General features: G+C 33.1%; 16 protein-coding genes. 6 read left to right on the plus strand and 10 right to left on the minus strand.

The window, feature by feature from the left end:
* Positions 1–82: 82 nt before the first annotated feature.
* The 5 genes from D3P13_RS18180 to D3P13_RS18200 all read right to left on the minus strand — a co-directional run bounded on the left by D3P13_RS18180 (position 83) and on the right by D3P13_RS18200 (position 5,683).
* The gene (locus D3P13_RS18180) at positions 83–808 is read right to left on the minus strand and encodes a polysaccharide deacetylase family protein (RefSeq protein ID WP_117884352.1); all 726 of its coding nucleotides are present in this window, start codon (positions 806–808) and stop codon (positions 83–85) included.
* Positions 801–2,579, minus strand: a complete 1,779-nt coding sequence (locus tag D3P13_RS18185) for a glycoside hydrolase family 9 protein (RefSeq protein ID WP_117884354.1) — start codon at positions 2,577–2,579, stop codon at positions 801–803. The genes D3P13_RS18180 and D3P13_RS18185 overlap by 8 nt, the downstream gene beginning before the upstream one ends.
* 188 nt (positions 2,580–2,767) lie before the next feature.
* Positions 2,768–3,286, minus strand: coding sequence for a GNAT family N-acetyltransferase (locus D3P13_RS18190; protein ID WP_232829240.1), 519 nt, complete (start codon positions 3,284–3,286; stop codon positions 2,768–2,770).
* A 199-nt stretch (positions 3,287–3,485) separates the two neighbouring features.
* The gene (gene murB / locus D3P13_RS18195) at positions 3,486–4,493 is read right to left on the minus strand and encodes a UDP-N-acetylmuramate dehydrogenase (protein ID WP_117884356.1); all 1,008 of its coding nucleotides are present in this window, start codon (positions 4,491–4,493) and stop codon (positions 3,486–3,488) included.
* Positions 4,493–5,683, minus strand: coding sequence for a pyridoxal phosphate-dependent aminotransferase (locus tag D3P13_RS18200; RefSeq protein WP_117884358.1), 1,191 nt, complete (start codon positions 5,681–5,683; stop codon positions 4,493–4,495). The genes murB and D3P13_RS18200 overlap by 1 nt, the downstream gene beginning before the upstream one ends.
* Positions 5,684–5,929: 246 nt before the next feature.
* Between D3P13_RS18200 and D3P13_RS18205 the strand changes: the two genes are divergently transcribed.
* Positions 5,930–7,249 (plus strand): aspartyl protease family protein, encoded by a 1,320-nt coding sequence (locus D3P13_RS18205; RefSeq protein ID WP_117884360.1) that lies wholly within the window; start codon positions 5,930–5,932, stop codon positions 7,247–7,249.
* Between the two features lie 189 nt (positions 7,250–7,438).
* Here the strand turns inward: D3P13_RS18205 and D3P13_RS18210 are convergent, their stop codons facing one another.
* Positions 7,439–7,900: a DUF1573 domain-containing protein gene (locus D3P13_RS18210; protein ID WP_117884362.1), complete on the minus strand. Its 462-nt coding sequence runs from the start codon at positions 7,898–7,900 to the stop codon at positions 7,439–7,441.
* A 113-nt stretch (positions 7,901–8,013) separates the two neighbouring features.
* Between D3P13_RS18210 and D3P13_RS18215 the strand changes: the two genes are divergently transcribed.
* The 3 genes from D3P13_RS18215 (at position 8,014) to D3P13_RS18225 (ending at position 12,046) form a co-directional block, all read left to right on the plus strand.
* Positions 8,014–10,647, plus strand: a complete 2,634-nt coding sequence (locus D3P13_RS18215) for a valine--tRNA ligase (RefSeq protein WP_117884364.1) — start codon at positions 8,014–8,016, stop codon at positions 10,645–10,647.
* Positions 10,648–10,705: 58 nt separating this feature from the next.
* Entirely contained in the window at positions 10,706–11,092 is a 387-nt protein-coding gene (locus D3P13_RS18220; RefSeq protein WP_117884366.1) for a hypothetical protein, read from the plus strand.
* Between the two features lie 102 nt (positions 11,093–11,194).
* Positions 11,195–12,046, plus strand: a complete 852-nt coding sequence (locus D3P13_RS18225; RefSeq protein ID WP_117884368.1) for an RluA family pseudouridine synthase — start codon at positions 11,195–11,197, stop codon at positions 12,044–12,046.
* A gap of 32 nt (positions 12,047–12,078) precedes the next feature.
* Here D3P13_RS18225 and rluF read toward each other — a convergent pair whose 3' ends face one another.
* The 3 genes from rluF to D3P13_RS18240 form a co-directional block, all read right to left on the minus strand.
* Positions 12,079–12,810, minus strand: coding sequence for a 23S rRNA pseudouridine(2604) synthase RluF (rluF, locus tag D3P13_RS18230; protein WP_117884370.1), 732 nt, complete (start codon positions 12,808–12,810; stop codon positions 12,079–12,081).
* Positions 12,811–12,895: 85 nt separating this feature from the next.
* Positions 12,896–13,666, minus strand: a complete 771-nt coding sequence (locus D3P13_RS18235; RefSeq protein ID WP_117884372.1) for a zinc ribbon domain-containing protein — start codon at positions 13,664–13,666, stop codon at positions 12,896–12,898.
* A gap of 4 nt (positions 13,667–13,670) precedes the next feature.
* Positions 13,671–14,765: a Nif3-like dinuclear metal center hexameric protein gene (locus tag D3P13_RS18240; protein WP_117884374.1), complete on the minus strand. Its 1,095-nt coding sequence runs from the start codon at positions 14,763–14,765 to the stop codon at positions 13,671–13,673.
* A gap of 258 nt (positions 14,766–15,023) precedes the next feature.
* Between D3P13_RS18240 and D3P13_RS18245 the strand changes: the two genes are divergently transcribed.
* The gene (locus D3P13_RS18245) at positions 15,024–18,275 is read left to right on the plus strand and encodes a S41 family peptidase (RefSeq protein WP_117884377.1); all 3,252 of its coding nucleotides are present in this window, start codon (positions 15,024–15,026) and stop codon (positions 18,273–18,275) included.
* A 126-nt stretch (positions 18,276–18,401) separates the two neighbouring features.
* The gene (locus D3P13_RS18250) at positions 18,402–19,544 is read left to right on the plus strand and encodes a sialidase family protein (RefSeq protein ID WP_117884379.1); all 1,143 of its coding nucleotides are present in this window, start codon (positions 18,402–18,404) and stop codon (positions 19,542–19,544) included.
* 37 nt (positions 19,545–19,581) lie between these two features.
* On the opposite strand, the gene mazG is transcribed toward D3P13_RS18250, so the two are convergent.
* Positions 19,582–20,361 carry a nucleoside triphosphate pyrophosphohydrolase gene (gene mazG, locus D3P13_RS18255; protein WP_117884381.1) on the minus strand — a complete coding sequence of 260 codons (780 nt, stop codon included), beginning with the start codon at positions 20,359–20,361 and terminating at the stop codon, positions 19,582–19,584.
* Positions 20,362–20,387 lie beyond the last annotated feature (26 nt).

The raw sequence follows: 20,387 nt of genomic DNA on the forward strand, positions 1-20,387 counted from the left end.
TATTTAATGTTGTCTGGTTGTTATTTTCCTTTTCATTAAAAATAATTGATATTTTCCAAATCACACTCCACTTTTCTAATAATTAAAACTTCGAAAATTGATAGCCTTCCTTCTTTAAATTAGTAATTAGATCATCTAGTTGTAAATATAATTTATCTTTTCTTTTTGGGCTAGTACCAGGGTGAATAAGCAAATGAAATCCATTCATACTGCTTGATGATTCATAGCTATATATACTTTCTAAAATAGCATTACTTGAGATATAGTTAGACATGTCAGGGGTTGTATAGTCCGCATTGGAACGTGTACCACTAGAGAAATTGATTGTGGTTTGGTTCAATTGTGAAGCTATTTTCACTACTTTTTTATTGTACCATTCATAGGGTGGCATAAAATATTTTGGATGAATATCTAGCTTTTTCAAAGCAAGAAGGTTCTGTAATATATCCTCTTTTATACGTTTTTCTGAATATAAAAGGCTGTCTCTTTTAGTCCAATCGCAATACAAGAGATGTTTATCAGAATGAGCTCCCACAAAGTGCCCCTGTTTCGCAATGTCTTTTACTAAACCCTCATTATTCCTTACAAAATCACCTGTAAGAAAGAATGACCCTTTTACTTTTTGTTTATTTAGAACGTTTAATACAGATTCAAAACCTTCAACATAGTCATGACCTGTAAAACATAGGTAAATATTTTTATTTAAGGTATCAGACCTAACTATTGCTCCTTCCTTATCAACTATACGTTGTGCATAAAGAGATATATTGATTATAGAAAACAGTAAACTTAAAATTATTTTATTCACTACTTAATTTGGTTAAAATTAGAAGTAATTCGGCTGAACCATCCAACGTTGGTTCGTTAGTACTATAATCTGCCCAGTCATCCATGTACTTAATGTGTTTAGGTTGTAAATGAGCGTATTCATCAGGTTCAGACGGTGTAATTCCAATCATTTTATCGTGAATGGTGGACCAAAGTGGGCCATCAACAAGGCTTCCTTTGATAGGCTTTTTATAAATTCTCCAAAATGGCATATGTACATCTACCGGTGTGTCAGCGTTCTCTGGAATTTCTGTAATCATACTCGAATTCCAAGGGTTCAATCCTAATAACCAATCCATATGGTTTTGCATGAGAAAGCGGTACTTTTTTGAACCTGTCATTTCTTCATACAGCATTGCTTGTGTAGCGACAGCAGCAGCCAGATTATTAGAACACCAAATAAACAGATGGCCTACCCCATACGGGTTTTTCTCTGCTCTCTTTTTTATTTTTTCTAAATTGTGTTCATAATACGAGCTCATTTCTTTTTTGTCTATTGAATCACCAACTTGCCACAAGGCATAATGCCCCATGTTTACAAAGGGATACATTTCATAGTGGCTGGCAGTATCTCGCTCCATCCAAGACCAATTACCAATGATTTTAGCATAAGTTCTAGCATCTTTAAGAAATATTTTCTTTTTAGAAATCTTATACAAGGAAGCCGCAGCCCATTCCATATCATCCGCCCAAGTATTTTCCTCATAGCGATACGGAGCTCCAAAGCTGTTACCTTGCTGGTAACCTTCTTGCTGCTTGCCCATGTTGTACAATTCGTGTGCAGCCTTTAAACAGGCTTGAGCAAACACTTCATATTCCTTAAACTGGCTAAACACTTGATACCCTAATGCTAGCGTAGCAGCCGAACGACCGGCTAAATTAGCAATTCCTGTTGCTTTGCTTTTGTATTTGGAAAGTCCTTGGGGCTTACCTGTAGCATAATAAACGGGCCTAAAATTATTTGGTCCCCATCCATAATCGGCATTTTCTTCATGGGGTAATTTAAAGCCTCTATGATCTCTATCATCTGCAACTTGATGATACAGTTCATCGGGACTTGGATGAAGTTTTAAGATCCATTCTAGGCCCCACTTTGCTTCATCTAGTACGTCAGGTAATTTATTTACACCTTTTAGACCTCTAGCATCAACCTTATCCTGAAAACTGCTTGGTTTCATTTGATAGGCCATAAGCAATCTGGCGGTCGTGTTACTGCTCGTTATCAGATATTTTAATTGGTCGCCAGCATCGTGCCAACCACCAGTAGCATCAATTCTGGTAGAATCTAACCTTTTGCCGAAGAAACTTAATCCGTCTTTTTGATGGCAGAACTGTTTGGTATACGGATTAAAACCACAACGTTGTGTTCTTATAAAGCTAACGACATTTTCTTGCCATTTAGGATAAGCACCAATAGTAAAAAATTGACTTTTAATTTGGTGTTCATTTAGTTCAAAGTGATACGTTCCTGCAATTTTAAAATCAGAAAAATCTGCCGTATAATAATGAGAAAATGGATGCCAAGACGCTGCATGAAGTATGGTTTTGTACGTTTTTAGTGTTACCCCTTTCTCATTTTTTAATATCAATATTGGATTGCTAAGTGCTCCTTTACTAAGAATAACCGCTTTTTTTGGCATATTGTTTGGGTAACCCTGTAAGTTAACTCTAATCTCTACTTCAGATTTTGCCTGAGCATTAATGGCAAAAGCCCCAATCATCAGAATGAAAAATACTCGAATAATACTCATAAATCATTGCTTTTTGTACTGCTTAATTTTAGTATTCAATTTTCTTAATGCCGTACAACCGTTCTTGTATGGTTAGTTGTGTGGTTTGAGCAATGAATTTACTAAATAAAACGCGAATGACGAAATTCCGAAGGAATTTTCCAAGTGAGCTATATCTAGCATTTAAGTTTAAATATTGTTAGCTACTATTATGAGTATTTAAGAAACATTATGTGATTTGGATTTGATCGTGTTTCTGATATTTTGAAATTATATTTTCCTATAATCTTAAATCCTATTTTCGTATAAAAATGTATAGCTCTTAGATTTTCTTCCCAAACCGCTAGCCAAATACCTTTTTGATTTTGATTTTTTGATAATTGAATGATAAAATCAAAGAGTTTCGTGCCTAATTTTTGTCCATAAAACTCTTTTAAAAGATATAACCGGTCCAATTTAGTTACGTATAACTCATTGATGTCTTTGTTAGGCGTATTCAATTGAATTTTTGAAAATCCAGCAGCTTTATTGTTGAAATAGATTATATGATATTGAATTTTCGTGTTTTCAAACTCTTTAGATATATTCTTTGTGTTGTAAGTTTTAGAAACAAAACTATTAATATCTTCTGCAGATGCACTGTTTCCGTGAGATTCTAAAAATGATTTTTTTCCAATTTCAGCAATTAATTCAGAATGCTCAATACTTGCTTTTACTATTTTAATCATTGGTGTAAACTTTCATAATTTTTTTCGCATCATTTGTAATATCACTATGATCAATATGCTTACTATTTACCAACGTGTTGGTCTCTTCCGCAAGAACAAAACGATGGTTTAAATGTGATCATTTTCAGATGATGAAGTTGTAAAAAGAAGATGAATTTTAGAATAAAGAGAGCATATATTATAAAAACGTCAAAATGACCTAAATAATATTAACCTCGGCTTCAATAGCAATATTAAATTTATCAAAAACGGTTTTCTGAATTAATTTTGATAGAGCCAATACTTCTTTTCCGGTAGCATTACCATAATTAACCAATACCAAAGCTTGGTTTTTATGGCTTCCAGTATTTCCAATTCGTTTACCTTTAAATCCTGATTGTTCTACCAACCAACCTGCTGGCACTTTAATTTCAGTATCAGATACCTTATAATGGGGTGCATCTGGAAATTTTTCTTGTAGGTTCTTAAACTCAGAAGCTAAAATAACAGGGTTCTTAAAAAAACTACCGCTGTTACCCAAATCTGCTGGGTCAGGTAATTTACTTTTTCTGATGGCGATAACAGCATCTGAAATATTTTTTATAGTAGGGGTTTCAATTCCGTTTTTTTTCAATTCTGCCTGAATAGCCCCATAAGAACTATTTAATTGATGTTTGTTTTTGGTAAGTTTAAAAAATACGTTGGTAATAATATAGTTACCTTTCAATTGGTTTTTAAAAACGGAGTTTCTGTAGCCAAAGGCACACTCCGCATGGGTGAAGGTTCTTGTTTTACCAGTTTCAATTGCTACGGCTTCAACAGTTAAACACGTGTCTTTTAGTTCAACGCCATATGCACCAATATTTTGGATAGGAGCTGTACCTACATTGCCAGGTATGAGTGACATGTTTTCAACACCTCCAAAATTATGAGCAATACACCACAATACAAACTGATGCCAGTTTTCACCAGCAGCAACTTTTACAATTACATCGCTGTCACTTTGCTCAACAATTTCTATCCCTTTAAAGGCAATATGAACTACTAATTTATCAATATTTGTTGTAAGCAACACATTACTACCTCCGCCAAGTATAAAAAAATCTTTTTCTTGTTCTAAAAGGATACACAAAGATTCTATGCTTTCGATAGAAACAAATTGTTTGGCATTTACATCAATACCAAACGTATTATAGGGCAGTAAAGAAATGTTATGTTGAATTTGCATTAGTCTTTGTATACTTTTAAAGCTTCTTTTAATATTGCAACTGATTTGATTAAACTTTCCTTATTTAGTACATATGCAATTCTTACTTGGTTGAGTCCCACCCCAGGAGTAGAGTAGAAGCCAGCTGCAGGTGCCACCATAATTGTTTCACCGTTAACATCAAAATCTTCTAAAAGCCATTGTGCAAAACGGTCGGTGTTTTTTACAGGCAATTCAGCAATACAATAAAAAGCTCCTTTTGGAGTACCTACCTTTACACCTTCAATTTTTTGTAATTCAGATACTAATGTATTTCTACGATCTACATATTCTGTAATAACAGCATCAAAATAACTTTGTGGTGTTTCTAAAGCCGCTTCACTAGCAATTTGAGCAAATGTAGGTGGACTTAAACGTGCTTGGGCAAATTTTAATGCCGTTTGTATTAAGGTCTTGTTTTTAGATACTAAACAACCAATACGTGCTCCACACATACTATATCGTTTAGATACAGAGTCAATTACAATAGCATTTTCTTCTAAACCTTCTTCTTGTAGTATCGAATAATGTTCTAAACCATCATACGTAAATTCTCTATACACTTCATCGGCAATTAAAAAGAGATCATGCTTCTTTACAATTGCAGCTAGTTTTTTTATTTCTTCTTTTGAGTATAAGTATCCTGTCGGATTGCCAGGGTTACAAATTAAAATAGCCTTTGTCTTTGGAGTAATTAATTTTTCAAACTCCTCAATAGGAGGTAAGGCAAAGTTATCGTCAATTTTAGAAACCACAGGCACAATAGTAACCCCTGAAGAGGTTGAGAATCCGTTATAGTTGGCATAAAAAGGTTCAGGTATTATTACTTCATCATCAACATCCATAATGCTACCAAATGCAAAAAGAAGAGCCTCACTACCACCAGTAGTTACGATAATATCGTCATGTTTAACATGAATATCATTTTTAGCATAATAATCCGCTATTTTTTGACGATACACTTCAGAACCTTCTGATCTAGAATAGGCTAGAATTTCTAACGAGTTATTTTTTACTGCGTCTAAGGCTATTTTGGGTGTTTTTATATCGGGTTGACCAATATTTAAATGATAAATGATTTTACCTGCTTTTTGAGCTTTCTCAGCATATGGTACCAATTTTCGAATTGGAGATTGCGGCATTAAGCTTCCTTTTTTTGATACTATTGGCATAACTATAATTAAAATCTGTTCGTAGAACAAAATTGCGAAATTTTATTCAATTTCTACCTTAGAAAATAAAATATTAAAACATCATAATTTCAAAGGTGAATGGCTACTAAATTTAAAGGTTTGAGTTGAGTAATGGATAGTCAAATTCTTAAAAATAAGTCATTTAAAAAGTTAAAGTCTTAAAAAAAATAGGAATTTATTGAATAATTCACTATTTTTAAGAATACTTAAATTCATTTTATAAATTTGAAAGTCAGATTTTTACATATTGTTTTAGTACTGTTTGTTGTTAGTAACAGTTTTGCTCAAGATAAATTTAATATTCTGGGTAATAAGGATAGTTATGCCTTGTCTTTTAAAATGGTTAATAATTTAATTATTATTCCCATTGAAGTGAATGATGTAAAGCTGAATTTTTTATTAGATACTGGTGTTGATAATTCTTTACTGATCAATCTAAAATTAGAAGATTCGCTAAACCTTAATAATGTTGAAGAGATACGTTTAAGAGGTCTCGGTGAAGGGGATCATGTTAATGCAGTAAAATCTAAAAATAACACTTTTAAACTGGGTAAGATTTTTAATGACAAGCATATGGTCTATGCTATACAAAGTGAAAATTTAGACCTTTCTTCACGTTTGGGCATTGATATAAACGGAATTATTGGTGGCGATTTATTTAGAGATTTTATTGTTGAAATTAATTATGCTACGCAACGCGTAAAGTTTTACAATCCAGATACCTATACCTATAAAGATTGTAGACGCTGTGAAGATTTTGAATTGCATTTTTATAAAAATAAACCATACATCTATGCATCAGTTGATGTTGATAAAGAAATACCTGTTAAATTATTAATAGATTCTGGAGGTAGTGATGCCTTATGGCTTTTTGATGAATCTAGTTTAGATATTTCTATTCCAGAAAAACATTTTAATGATTATTTAGGAAGAGGGTTAAGCGGTAATGTATATGGTAAACGAAGTAAGATAAAAAAAATAATGTTGGGTACTTATATACTTAAAGATGCCAATGTAGCCTATCCTAATTATAGTTCTATCGAAAAAGCATATCGGCATGAAGAGAGAAATGGTTCATTAGGTTCAGAAATCTTAAAGCGGTTTAGAATTGTTTATGATTATCCAAACAAAAGATTGACCATTAAAAAACCATCTAAATATTTTAAAGATCCATTCTTATATAATATGAGTGGTATTGAGTTGATGCATAATGGAAGTAAGATGGTAAAAGAGAGGCAATCAGACCTATTAAAATCGAATTCTGAAGGTAGTGATCGTGCAACGGTTCAAATGGTGTATAGTTATGTGTATTCTTTGAAACCATCCTATAAAATTGCAGAACTAAGAAAAGATTCACCGGCTTATCAAGCAGGTTTACAAAAAGACGATATCATTTTAGAAATTAACAGAAAGGCTTCTTATAACTACAAACTTCAAGAAATCACTTATTTGTTTTCTAGTAAAGAAGGTAAAAAGATAAAATTGTTAGTTGAGCGGAATGGCGTAGAATTAAACTTTGAGTTTAAACTTAAAAAACTCCTCTAAAAATATTATTTTTTTTTATAAAATTAAAAAAGCGACCAAAGTTGGTCGCTTTTATAGTATATAAAACTCTAAATTTAAAACTATTTTAATTTCTCTGAAAGCATAGTGCCTTCCACTTTCTACTTCACTTCTCCTATAGGGAGCTCAGAAATGATTTTTTATCAGTTCTAGATGAGGTAAAATAAATTTTTATTGTTCTGGTGTAGCAACCATACTTTTTTCATGGTTTTCTAACTTGGTTAGGCTACTTTCTTTTTTTACATTTCCACGAACTGGTATAACAATTTTAGGTCTATCAGCATTAGAAGTAATTGTTATTGATTTGGCTATTTGGCCAACTCTGTTGGTGTCATATTTTACTGCTATTTCACCAGTTTGGCCCGGCATAATAGGTTCTTTTGGTGCAGAAGGTACTGTACAACCACAACTACCTGTTACTCTAGATATGATTAAAGGTGATTTACCAACATTGGTAAATTTTAATAATCTCACGCCATCGGCATTCTTTTCAATTGAGCCATAGTCAACATTTTTTGTTGCAAATTTAAACTTTGGGGCATTAGGATCTACTTTTGTTGCTGTAGTTTCCTCTTGGGCATTTATTGAAAAACTGATACACCCGATAAATAATAATACTGCTAATTTCTTCATTTTTATTTGTAATTTATTAAAGTATAAAGATATAAAATTATAACGACTAATTTATTTTTGTATTGTTTAGAAATTGTAACTTTGCTAATTGTTTTCAAAAACTATACCAAAATATGAGTATTCCCTCTAAATATGATGCTAGCCAAGTAGAAAGTAAATGGTACAATTACTGGATGAAACACAATTATTTTCATTCAACACCTAATGAAAAAGAACCATATACTATTGTAATTCCGCCTCCAAATGTAACTGGAATTTTGCACATGGGCCATATGTTAAACAATACAATTCAAGATGTATTGGTAAGACGTGCACGTTTACAGGGTAAAAATGCTTGTTGGGTACCTGGTACAGATCATGCTTCTATTGCTACAGAAGCAAAAGTAGTTGCCAAACTAAAAGAGAATGGCATTCAAAAAAATGACCTGTCTCGTGAAGAATTTTTAAAGCATGCTTGGGATTGGACAGATGAATATGGTGGTGTTATTTTAGAACAATTAAAAAAGTTAGGTTGTTCTTGTGATTGGGATAGAACCAAATTCACATTAGATGATGACATGAGTGAGTCTGTTATTAAAGTTTTTATTGATTTATACAATAAAGGCATGATATACAGAGGTTTTAGAATGGTAAATTGGGATCCTGAAGCTAAAACTACCTTGTCAGATGAAGAAGTACATTACGAAGAACGTCAAGGAAATTTATATTATTTAGAGTATAACATTGTTGATAGTGATGAAAAAGTAACTATTGCTACTACACGTCCGGAAACCATTTTAGGGGATACTGCAATTTGTATTAATCCGAATGACGAGCGTTTTACGCATTTAAGAGGAAAAAAAGTAATTGTACCCTTGTGTGATCGAGTAATACCGATTATTGAAGATGAATATGTAGATATAGAGTTCGGTACAGGTTGTTTAAAAGTAACCCCTGCACATGACGAAAATGATAAAAATTTAGGAGATAAACACAACTTAGAAGTTATTGATATTTTTAATGAAGATGCTACGTTAAATAGCTTTGGATTACATTATCAAGGTAAAGATAGGTTTGTAGTAAGAAAAGAAATCTCTAAAGAATTAGAAGAAAAAGGCTTTTTGGTAAAAACAGAAAGTCATTTACATAAAGTAGGAACATCTGAGCGTACAAAAGCGGTTATCGAACCACGTTTGTCTGATCAGTGGTTCTTAAAAATGGAAGAATTAGCCAAGCCAGCGATAAAAGCGGTGTTAGAAAATGATGAGGTTAAGTTTTTTCCACAAAAATTTGAAAATACCTATAGACATTGGATGGAAAATATTCGCGATTGGAATATTTCTAGACAGTTATGGTGGGGCCAACGAATTCCGGCCTACTATTTTGGAGATGGTAAAGAAGATTTTGTAGTGGCTGAGAGTAGGGAAGAGGCTTATGAAAAAGCAATTGCCAGAACTAAAAATCAAAATCTAAAAATTGAAGACTTAAGACAAGACAATGATGTATTAGATACTTGGTTTTCTTCTTGGTTATGGCCAATGAGTGTTTTTGATGGTATTCGTAATCCTGAAAATGAAGATATTCAATACTATTATCCAACCAATGATTTAGTAACAGGTCCAGATATTTTATTCTTTTGGGTAGCTCGTATGATTGTTGCGGGTTATGAGTTTAAAAATGAAAGACCGTTTGAGAATGTATATTTTACAGGATTAGTAAGAGACAAACAACGACGTAAAATGAGTAAGTCGTTAGGTAATTCACCTGACGCTTTAAAATTGATTGAAGACTATGGAGCTGATGGTGTTCGTGTAGGCTTATTGTTAAGTGCAGCAGCTGGTAACGATTTAATGTTTGATGAGGCGTTGTGCCAACAAGGAAAACAATTTGCCAATAAAATTTGGAATGCCTTTAGGTTGGTAACCGGATGGGAAGTTGATGCAACTATTGAGCAACCTAATTCTAGTAAAATAGCTATTGAATGGTATGAAGCTACTTTTCAAGAGACATTGGTTGAAATTGAAGATCATTTTAGTAAATACAGACTTTCAGATGCCTTAATGGCAACCTATAAATTAATTTGGGATGATTTCTGCTCATGGTTACTAGAGATGGTAAAACCAAATTATGGTGCACCTATTGATGCTGAAACTTATAAAAGTATCATTGCTATTTTTGAAAATAATTTAAAAATATTGCATCCGTTTATGCCGTTTTTAACGGAAGAAATTTGGCAATTTATTGAGAAGAGAAGTCCTGAGGATGCCTTAATTGTTGCCGAATGGCCTAAGAATGCAATTATAAATACGGATTTAATAAAACAGTTTGATTTCACTAAAGAGGTTGTTTCAGGGATTAGAAATATCCGAAAAGAGAAAAATATTTCTTTCAAAGAAAAAATCGGATTCTCGATATTAAACAACGAAAATTCTGCAACTATTTTTGATGATGTTATTCAAAAATTAGGAAATTTAGAGAGTATAGAAACCGTTAGTGAAGCGGTGCAAGGAGCGTTAACTTTTAGAGTAAAATCGAATGAGTATTTTATTCCAATAGCTGGAGCTGTAAATGTTGAAGACGAAATTAAAAAACTAACCGAAGAGTTAAATTACACGGAAGGGTTTTTAAAATCGGTACAGAAAAAACTATCGAATGAACGTTTTGTTTCTAATGCACCAGATCAAGTAGTAGCAAGTGAAAAGCAAAAAGAAGCCGATGCTGTTGCTAAAATTGAAACGTTGAAAGCGAGTTTAGCAAGTTTGAAGTAGGTTAGCATAAATACGTTGAGGTAAGTTTTAGTGTAGTTTATTGTTGAAATTATCAAAAATGAAAAGTAAAAAGATAGTACCCTTTATATTTGGATTAATTTTTATAACAATATCTTGTAGCTCAGATGCTGTAGATTTGAATCCAAATTATCCTAGTGAATTTATCAATACCTGGTTAGAATCCTATGAAGAGGACTATGGAATTTATAGACCCTCTGACTATACAACTTTTCCTGAATCATTATATAGACAGTCCTATGCATTTATGATTAATAATGAATGTGAATACTTGGTGTTATCTCCAGTGGATGCTCATTATATTGAAAAAGGTTTTTGGGAATACATTGAAAAAGAGAACGTTATAAATATATATAATCCTGATAAGGAATTATTTAAAAAATTAAAAGTGACTACGATTTCATCTGAGCTTTTACAAATTGAATAAAAGCAAACCTTTTGCCGTGTATAAATCACAGCTATTCTTAGTTAAATTTAAAACAAAATCAATCCAACAGAAATACATATTGTACCTGAAATTCCTGCTCCAATGAGGTTACAGGAATATGGTGTTGGTATTTTTATTGCTGCCTTAACGAAATCAGCTTTAAAGAAAGTAATTAAGAAAAAGTATGTTACGGTTAATGATGTTAGTGCAACTACAGCCACAATAATACATGGAGGTGAGTGCATACGCTTAACCATCCCTAAGGAAGTAGGTACAAATAAGAAACTCATCTTTCCGCTTACAGTTCTATTTGAAGATGAACACTTGGCTGTGCTTCATAAGCCTGCAGGTATTTTAGTCAGTGGTAATAGTTTTAAAACAGTTGCCAATGCATTACCACGAAATATTAAATACAGTAACCTATCTGATGCTACCACACCACAACCTGTACATCGCTTAGATTATGCAACCACAGGCGTTTTATTAGTAGGGAAAACGAGTAGTAGTATTCGTGCTTTAAATAGGTTATTTGAAGATAAAAAAGTTGAGAAAACTTATTATGCCGTGACTATTGGTGAAATGGATAGTGATGGAAAAATTACGACTACAATTGATAGCAAACCATCACAATCGAATTATAAAAAACTAGATGCTGTTTTCTCAGAAAGGTTTGATAAACTTAATCTGGTACAATTGGAGCCTAAAACAGGTAGAAGACATCAATTACGTAAGCATCTGGCAAGTATTGATAATCCGATTCTTGGAGATGCCACTTATGGTATTGAAAACTTGATTTTAAAAGGTAAGGGGTTGTATTTACATGCGTATTCGTTACGTTTTACACATCCCTTTACAAATAAAAAAGTCTATTTTAAGGATGAATTTCCAGAGCGGTTTCAAAAACTATTTAGTTCTAAAATTTCAGAAATTGTTTTTGAAAACAACAAAAACTAAATTTGAAGGCCAGTCTTACTTACAAAAAATAGTTAATCAATAGTTTTAGCAGAGTCAGCTACCAATCGATTAATCTCGTTAAGCTCTTTATCTGTCAAATAACGCCATTCACCAACAGGAGTGTCTAATGTGATATTCATTATTCTAACACGCTTTAATTTAGTTACTCTGTAGTCTAAATGTTCGCACATTCTACGTATTTGTCGGTTCAATCCTTGTGTTAAAACAATGTTGAATTGATTCTTGTTAAGTTGTACTATCTTACATTTACGAGTAACTGTATCTAAGATAGGAATACCATTACTCATTTTTTGAATAAAATATTTGGTAATGGGTTTGTTAACAGTGACTATGTATTCTTTTTCGTGATTGTTTCTAGCACGTAATATTTTATTTACAATATCGCCATCGTTCGTTAAAAAGATAAGACCTTCACTTGGCTTGTCTAACCTACCAATAGGAAAAATACGAGAAGGATATTTAATATAATCTATTATATTGTCTTTTTCTACACGCGAGTCAGTTGTACAAACAATACCAATGGGCTTATTAAAAGCAATGTAAACGGGTTTTTCTTTGGGCTCCGAAATGAGTTTTCCATTTACTCTAACTTCATCTTCAGGTTTAATTTTTGTTCCCAATTCAGGTACGTTACCATTGATGGTAACTCTCCCTTCATTGATTAACTTGTCAGCTGCTCTTCTAGAGCAATAACCTACTTCGCTTAGGTATTTGTTTATGCGTGTTCCTGTATTTTCGCTCACTTGTTTGTATTTGTCTGCAAAATAAAAAGAAAAAACCCATTGAGCAAAGTCAATGGGTTTTTAAATATTGAGTTGCGGTAAGTTATTAAGAAAATAACTTTTCCATTTTTTGTTTTTCTTCAGCTGCTAATTGAGCATCTACTAAAATTCTACCACTATGTTCGTCAGTAGTAATTTTTTTACGAGTAGCTATTTCAACAATTTGTTGAGGTGGTATTGTAAAGAAAGATCCACCAGAAGCACCTCTTTCAACAGCCACTACTGCTAAACCATTTTTAACATTGGTTCTAATTCTTCTATATGCATTTAAAAGACGTTCATCTATCATTCCACTATATTCAGCAAATTTTTTGCCTAACATTTTTTCTTCTTTTTCTGTTTCTGCTAAAATAGCATCCAACTCTCCTTTTTTATGCTTTAAATGTGTGTTTTTATCTTTTAATTTTTCTTTAGCACCATCAATAATTACATTTTTGTGCTCAATTTTTACAGCAAATTCTTTGATGTGTTTTTCTGCTAGTTCAATTTCAAGTTCTTGAAATTCAATTTCTTTACTGATGGAATCAAATTCTCTGTTATTTCTAACATTTTTCTGCTGAGTAGTATATTTTTTAATTGCACTCTTAGCTTCTTCAATTGTATTTTTTCTGTTTTTAATACTTGTCTCCAAATTTTCAATATCATTATTGAAATTTGTTAACCTTGTATTTAAACCTTCAATTTCATCTTCTAAATCTTCAACTTCTAATGGTAATTCACCACGAGTGTTCTTAATTTCATCAATTCTAGAATCAATCAATTGTAAATCGTATAAAGCTCTTAATTTATCTTCTGCGGTTAATTCTTTTTTTGCCATTTGTTTATATGTAATTGATAGGATTTGTATTTGTTCCTGATAAAACGACTGCAAAATTACGGAATTTTTTCGTAAGATAATCTACCAAAAGATTTTTTGTGAACTGTTCACTCTCATAATGTCCAATATCTGCTAAAACAATCTGATTTTCAGCCTTGTAAAAATCGTGATACTTAAAGTCTGCAGAAACGTATATATCTGCACCAGAGTGTTTAGCAGCATCAATAGCAAAACTACCTGAACCACCTAAAACAGCGACTTTTTTTATAGGTTTATTTAATAGATTTGAATGTCTTATCGCCTTAAGGTTAAACTTTTCTTTTAAAAGAGATAAAAAGTCAGCCTCATTCATAGCTTCCGAAAGCTCGCCGACCATACCCATACCGATATGCTGGTGCCTATTATCAGTAGTAACAATATCATAGGCTACTTCTTCGTAAGGATGCGTGTTTAAAAGAGCTTTTAAAACAGCACTTTCTAGATGTTTTTCAAAAATAACGCCAATAAATGTTTCTTTTTCTTGCTGTAAAATACCTTTTTTACCAATAGCAGGATTTGAATTTTCATTTCCTTTATAAGTACCTAAACCACGGATGTTATAACTGCAATTTGAATAATTACCAATATCTCCAGCACCAGCATCAAATAAGGCTCTACGCACTCTGTCAGCTACTTGATCTGGAACATAGGTGGTTAATTTTTTTATGAATCCTGATTTTTGAAGTAAAATTTTAGTCTTAGCCAAATTCAATTTTTCAGCCATCATGGCAGAAACTCCTTTTACGGAATTATCTAATGCTGTATGCATGCTATAAATAGCGATATCATTTTTTATAGCTTTTACTACAACACGTTCAACATAATTAGCACCATTTATTTTTTTTAATCCCGAAAAGATAATAGGGTGGAAGCTCACAATAAGATTACACTTTTTTGCGATAGCCTCATCAACCACAGTCTCTAACGTATCTAAAGTAACCAAAACACCTGTTACTTCGGTTTGGTAATTACCAACTAACAGACCTACATTATCAAAATCTTCGGCATACTGCAGTGGTGCAATTTCTTCAAGTGAATTGGTAATTTCTTTTATGGTCATATTCAAAAGTGTTTCTAAATGTTAGTTCAAAGTCAAAGTTACTAAATAAAGACGAAGAAATTATACTGTTAAGTTACAAAGCAATAAAGTAGTTGTAAGGAAAAATTTAAGTATCTGATTTAGGATGCTTCAATTTAGTTTTTTAACTGTTATCTTTTTTGGTTCTGGGTTTATGAAGTTTTAAATCTTTACTAAGTCATACGAGATGCGTATATTTTTTTTACTATTTTAGTGTTTCTAATTTCACGAACCTTCCAAATGAAAAATTTACTCCAAGTGCCTTTGTTTATAATTGTTGTTTTGGGTGCTGTATTAAGCAGTTATGCCCAACAAACAAAACTAATGACCAATCCCGCTTTAAGCGATAAACACATTGCATTTATTTATGCGGAAGACTTATGGGTAGCTAATCGAGATGGTTCTGAGCCGAGAAGATTAACGATAGATCATGGCATTGAGTCTAACCCAGTTTTTTCGCCTGATGGAACTATGATTGCTTTTAATGCCGAATATGATGGTAATAGCGATGTTTTTATCATTCCTTCTAGTGGTGGCGTTCCTAAAAGGTTGACATATCATCCATATAGTGAGTTGGTCAGAGATTTTACCCCAGATGGAAAAAGTGTATTGTTTATCTCACAACGTAATACCCATACCAACCGTTTTGCACAACTTTATACAATTCCCATAAATGGCGGACAGGTTACAGAACTGCCTATACCAACAGCGTATCATGCGTCTTATGCTGATGATGGAAAGTCGATTGCATATACACCGTTATCTGAGGCTTTTACCCAATGGAAACATTATCGTGGTGGAAGAGTTTCAAGAATTTGGCTTTATGATACAACTAGCCATAAGGTAGAAGAAATTGCAAAACCCGTAGGTGGTAGCAACGATACTAAACCACAATGGATGGATAATGTGGTGTATTTTAAAAGTGATAGAAATGGTGAATTCAACTTGTATAGTTACCAAACGACCACCAAAGAAATTAAACAACTCACTGACTATAAGGATTTCCCTGTGTTGGATATTAGTGCTCACAACGGAGCCGTTATTTTTGAACAAGCGGGATTGTTACATATCTATGATGTCAGTTCTGATAAAGTAAATACGCTAACTATAAATATTTCAACAGATTTGTTGGAATTACGACCTCGTTTTGTTTCAGGAAGTGATTATATCCGCTCTTTATCAATTTCACCTTCTGGGGCACGAGTGGTTGCCGATTTTAGAGGTGAAATTGTCACAGTGCCTGCAAATAAAGGAGATGTTAAAAACTTGACGAACTCGGCAGGAACGCATGAGAAATTCCCGGAATGGTCACCTAATGGAAAGTTTATCGCTTATTTTTCTGATGATTCTGGCGAATATGGCCTACATATTCAAAATATAAAAACGAATACAATTACCAAAATTCCATTAAGTGGTACTGGATTTTATGCTAATGTTCATTGGTCTCCTGATAGTGAGAAACTGTGTTTTATAGACAATGGAAGGAATTTATATGTTGCGGAAATTTCTAGTAAAAAAGTGGTTAAAATTGCCCAAGACGATAGGTTTGTTCCTGGTGATTTGCGTGAGCTTTTTGGCAGTTGGTCACATGATTCTAATTGGGTTTCATATACCAAGATTATTGAAACGAGTTTTGAACAAGCCTTTTTGTATTCTACGGAAGCCAATAAATCGTATGCTTTGTCTGATGGACTTTCAAGTGTGTCAGAACCAATTTTTGATCCTAGTGGTAAGTATTTGTATATGCTAGCTTCTACAGATGCGGGTCCCGTTGTAAATTGGTTTGACCAGTCTAACATAGATATGGAAATGAACTATTCTATTTATTTGGTTACACTTCAAAAGGAAGTTGTTTCTCCATTAGCAAAAGAAAATGACGTTGAAGAAATAGCAGTGGCAGTAGAAGATGAAAACACAAAGGGTAAAGATAAAAAAGGTAAAAAAGAAAAAGAATCGAAGCCTGTTTTAAAAATTGACAGGGAAGGTTTACAACAACGTATCATTAGTTTGCCAATTGGTAAAGGATATTATCACAACCTTCAATCTCCAAATGAAGGAGAATTGTATTATGTGGCTTCCTCGTATCATTCCGACAAGTCTACCTTACAAAAATTTGATTTTAAGGATAGAGAATCGAAAGAATTATTTGAAGCTGGAGATTTTCAGATTTCTGCTAATGGCAAAAAAATGCTATATCAAAACCAAGAGGCATGGTTTGTCGCAGACGTCGGTGAAAAAGCCAAAGAAGCTCCTGTTAATTTTGGAGCCATAAGTGTAAAGATAAATCCCAAAGAAGAATGGAATAATATTTTTAACGAAGCTTGGCGTGTAAATCGTGATTATTTTTATGACCCCAATATGCATGGGGCGGACTGGAATGCCATGAAAGAAAAGTATAAACCATTTATAGAATATGCAAGCACTAAAGGAGATATATACCGAGTTATGGAATGGATGTTTAGTGAAATTGCAGTCGGGCATCATCGTTTTTCAAGTAGAGGAGATCATTTGAATAGTTCTGAACGGATTCAAGGAGGATTGTTAGGAGCTGATTATCAAATTAGTAATAATAGGTATCAAATAAAAAAAATATATGGAGGGTTAAATTGGACACCTGATTTACGTTCACCTTTAACAGAACCGGGTGTAAATGTTGAAGTAGGCGACTATATCATTGCAGTAAATGGTAATAATATTACGGCCGATGCTAATTTTTATAGCTTTTTTGAAAATACAGCAAATAAAATCACAGAGTTAACCATAAGTAAAACTGCCCATGGATCGAATGCAAGAGTTGTGAATGTTACACCTATAGCTTATGATCTTAATTTACGCAATAGAGAATGGGTAGAAGGCAATATTAAAAAAGTAGATAAAGCAACCAATGGGCAAGTTGCTTATGTGTATGTACCAAATACGGCGGGTGCAGGTCATGAGTATTTTAAACGTTACTTTTTCCCTCAAGCAACAAAGAAGGCCATTATTATTGATGAACGTTACAATGGTGGAGGTTCTTTAGCCGATTATTATATCGATATTTTAAAGCGTCCGGAACAAGCTTATTGGAATTTTAGATATGGTAAAGATTTAAAATCGCCAAGTGCGTCTATTCAAGGTCCAAAAGTGATGATTACAGATGAGACGGCAGGTTCAGGTGGTGATTATTTACCTTGGATGTTTAGAAAATTTAAGTTGGGTACCATTGTAGGAAAACGTACTTGGGGCGGTTTAGTTGGAGTGTTAGGTTATCCTGAGTTTATTGATGGAGGTATTGTTACAGCTCCTAATGTTGCTTTTTATACAAAAGACGGTTTTAGAGTTGAAAATGAAGGTGTAGCACCAGATATTGAAGTAGAACAATTACCAGAGTTAATCGTAAAGGGTCATGACCCACAATTAGAAAAAGCCATTGAGGTTGCGTTAGAACAATTAAAGCAAAATCCACCCAAAGAAATACAAACACCAGCGTATCCAAATAAAGTGAAGAATTAAGAGAAATCCAGGTATATATCCATAGAACAATATGTAAGAAAAATAATTATTCATATATAGCTTTATATATATCGAAGATATTTTTAGAGATAGAATTTGAAAATAGTTAAATTAGAATAAATTAAAATGAGCAGATCAAACAAAATCTTTATCAATACCTTACTATTATTTATCATATCAAATTCTTGGGGGCAAATAACTTCAGATAAAGAAGTAGGTAATATACAGGAAAATAAAATTTTAAATTATCTTTTCAAAAGCGATTCAGAAGACTATAAGTGCTTTAGAATTCCTGCAATTGTGACCACAAATGAAGGAACTTTATTGGCCTTTGCAGAAGGGCGAAAAAAAGGCTGTTCTGATACAGGAAATATTGATTTGGTAATGAAAAGGTCTGAAGATAATGGCCAAACATGGAGCAACTTAATGGTAATTTGGGATGATGGAGATAATGTTTGTGGAAATCCGGCTCCAGTAGTTGACAAAATTACAGGAGCTGTACATTTATTATCAACATGGAATCTAGGTGAAGATCATGAGTTTGAAATAATTGCGGGAAAAAGTAAGGATTCACGACGGATTTATACCTTGACTTCTACTGATGATGGTAAAAGTTGGTCAACACCAAAAGAAATTACAACATCGGTTAAAAAGGAGAATTGGACTTGGTATACCACTGGTCCAGTGCATGGAATTCAGTTAGAAAATGGTAAAAATAAGGGAAGACTTGTAATTCCTTGCGATCATATTGAAGCAGAATCGAGAAAATACTATTCCCATATTATTTATTCAGACGATCATGGCATGACCTGGAAATTAGGTGGGCGAACGAATCAAGATCAGGTAAACGAATGTGTGATAGTTGAATTAACTAATGGAAATTTAATGCTTAATATGCGTAACTACGACCGCACTCAAAAAACAAGAAAAATTGCGATTAGTAAAGATGGTGGTTTGACTTGGGGAGATCTTTATGCGGATAATAAGTTGATTGAACCCATTTGCCAAGCAAGTCTTTTAAAAGTAAATGAAAATAAGGAATCAGTGCTGTATTTTTTAAACCCTGATCATGAAAATAAACGTGAGAATATGACACTCAAAAAGAGTTTGGATAATGGCGAAAATTGGACAAGTGTTAAAGCATTATTTGCAGGGGCCTCAGCGTATTCAGATTTAACATTACTTTCTAACGGAAACTTGGGCTGTTTTTATGAAGCTGGGAATGATAATGCTTATGAAGGTATAGTGTTTGAGGTAGTTGAGTTGTAGTTGTTTTGGAAGGTCTTTGGGCTTTTTTAAATTAGAATTATCTGAAGAAATCTTTCGACTTTTCCCAATACACATCCATTTCTGCCAAGGTCATGTCAGAAAGTGCTTTACCTTCCTTTTTTGCGGCTTTTTCTAAGAATTGAAAACGATTGATAAACTTTTTATTGGTTTTTTCTAAGGCATTTTCAGGATTTACCTTTATAAATCGAGCATAGTTTATGAGTGAGAAAAGCACATCACCAAACTCACTTTCAATATGTTCTGTATTACCTTTTTCTATTTCGGCTTCCAGTTCAAAAATTTCTTCTTTTACCTTATCAAAAACCTGATGAGGTTCTTCCCAATCAAAACCGACACCCGCTACTTTTTCCTGAATTCTACTTGCTTTGACCAATGCAGGTAAACTTTTAGGCACACCTTCTAAGACGCTCGTTTTACCTTCTTTGAGTTTTAGTTTTTCCCAATTTTGTTTTACTTCCTCTTCATCTTTTACCTCAACATCTCCATAGATATGTGGATGTCTGTGAATCAATTTATCAGAAATACTATTGGCAACATCAGCAATATCAAAAGCATTGGTTTCTGAACCTATTTTAGCATAAAAAACAATGTGCAATAACAGGTCACCCAATTCTTTTTTAACTTCCACAAGGTCGTTATCAAGTATAGCATCACCCAACTCGTAGGTTTCTTCAATCGTAAGATGCCTTAGAGATTCTAGGGTTTGTTTTTTGTCCCAAGGACATTTTTCTCGCAACTCATCCATTATATCTAATAGACGGTTAAAAGCTGCTAAATGTTCTTTTCTAGACAAAATTTTAGGGTATTAGGGTATTAAGTTAT

The sequence above is a fragment of the Aureibaculum luteum genome, assembly GCF_003449015.1.
Taxonomy (GTDB): Bacteria; Bacteroidota; Bacteroidia; order Flavobacteriales; family Flavobacteriaceae; genus Aureibaculum; species Aureibaculum luteum.

Bases quoted from the DNA above. Each gene is read 5' to 3' on its own strand.
- D3P13_RS18225 (WP_117884368.1), top strand. From the start codon at position 11,195: ATGAGGTTACAGGAATATGGTGTTGGTATTTTTATTGCTGCCTTAACG.
- murB (WP_117884356.1), bottom strand. From the start codon at position 4,493: ATGCAAATTCAACATAACATTTCTTTACTGCCCTATAATACGTTTGGT.
- D3P13_RS18200 (WP_117884358.1), bottom strand. From the start codon at position 5,683: ATGCCAATAGTATCAAAAAAAGGAAGCTTAATGCCGCAATCTCCAATT.
- D3P13_RS18235 (WP_117884372.1), bottom strand. From the start codon at position 13,666: ATGGCAAAAAAAGAATTAACCGCAGAAGATAAATTAAGAGCTTTATAC.
- D3P13_RS18245 (WP_117884377.1), top strand. From the start codon at position 15,024: ATGAAAAATTTACTCCAAGTGCCTTTGTTTATAATTGTTGTTTTGGGT.
- D3P13_RS18185 (WP_117884354.1), bottom strand. From the start codon at position 2,579: ATGAGTATTATTCGAGTATTTTTCATTCTGATGATTGGGGCTTTTGCC.
- D3P13_RS18240 (WP_117884374.1), bottom strand. From the start codon at position 14,765: ATGACCATAAAAGAAATTACCAATTCACTTGAAGAAATTGCACCACTG.
- D3P13_RS18210 (WP_117884362.1), bottom strand. From the start codon at position 7,900: ATGAAGAAATTAGCAGTATTATTATTTATCGGGTGTATCAGTTTTTCA.
- D3P13_RS18215 (WP_117884364.1), top strand. From the start codon at position 8,014: ATGAGTATTCCCTCTAAATATGATGCTAGCCAAGTAGAAAGTAAATGG.
- D3P13_RS18220 (WP_117884366.1), top strand. From the start codon at position 10,706: ATGAAAAGTAAAAAGATAGTACCCTTTATATTTGGATTAATTTTTATA.
- D3P13_RS18190 (WP_232829240.1), bottom strand. From the start codon at position 3,286: ATGATTAAAATAGTAAAAGCAAGTATTGAGCATTCTGAATTAATTGCT.
- D3P13_RS18250 (WP_117884379.1), top strand. From the start codon at position 18,402: ATGAGCAGATCAAACAAAATCTTTATCAATACCTTACTATTATTTATC.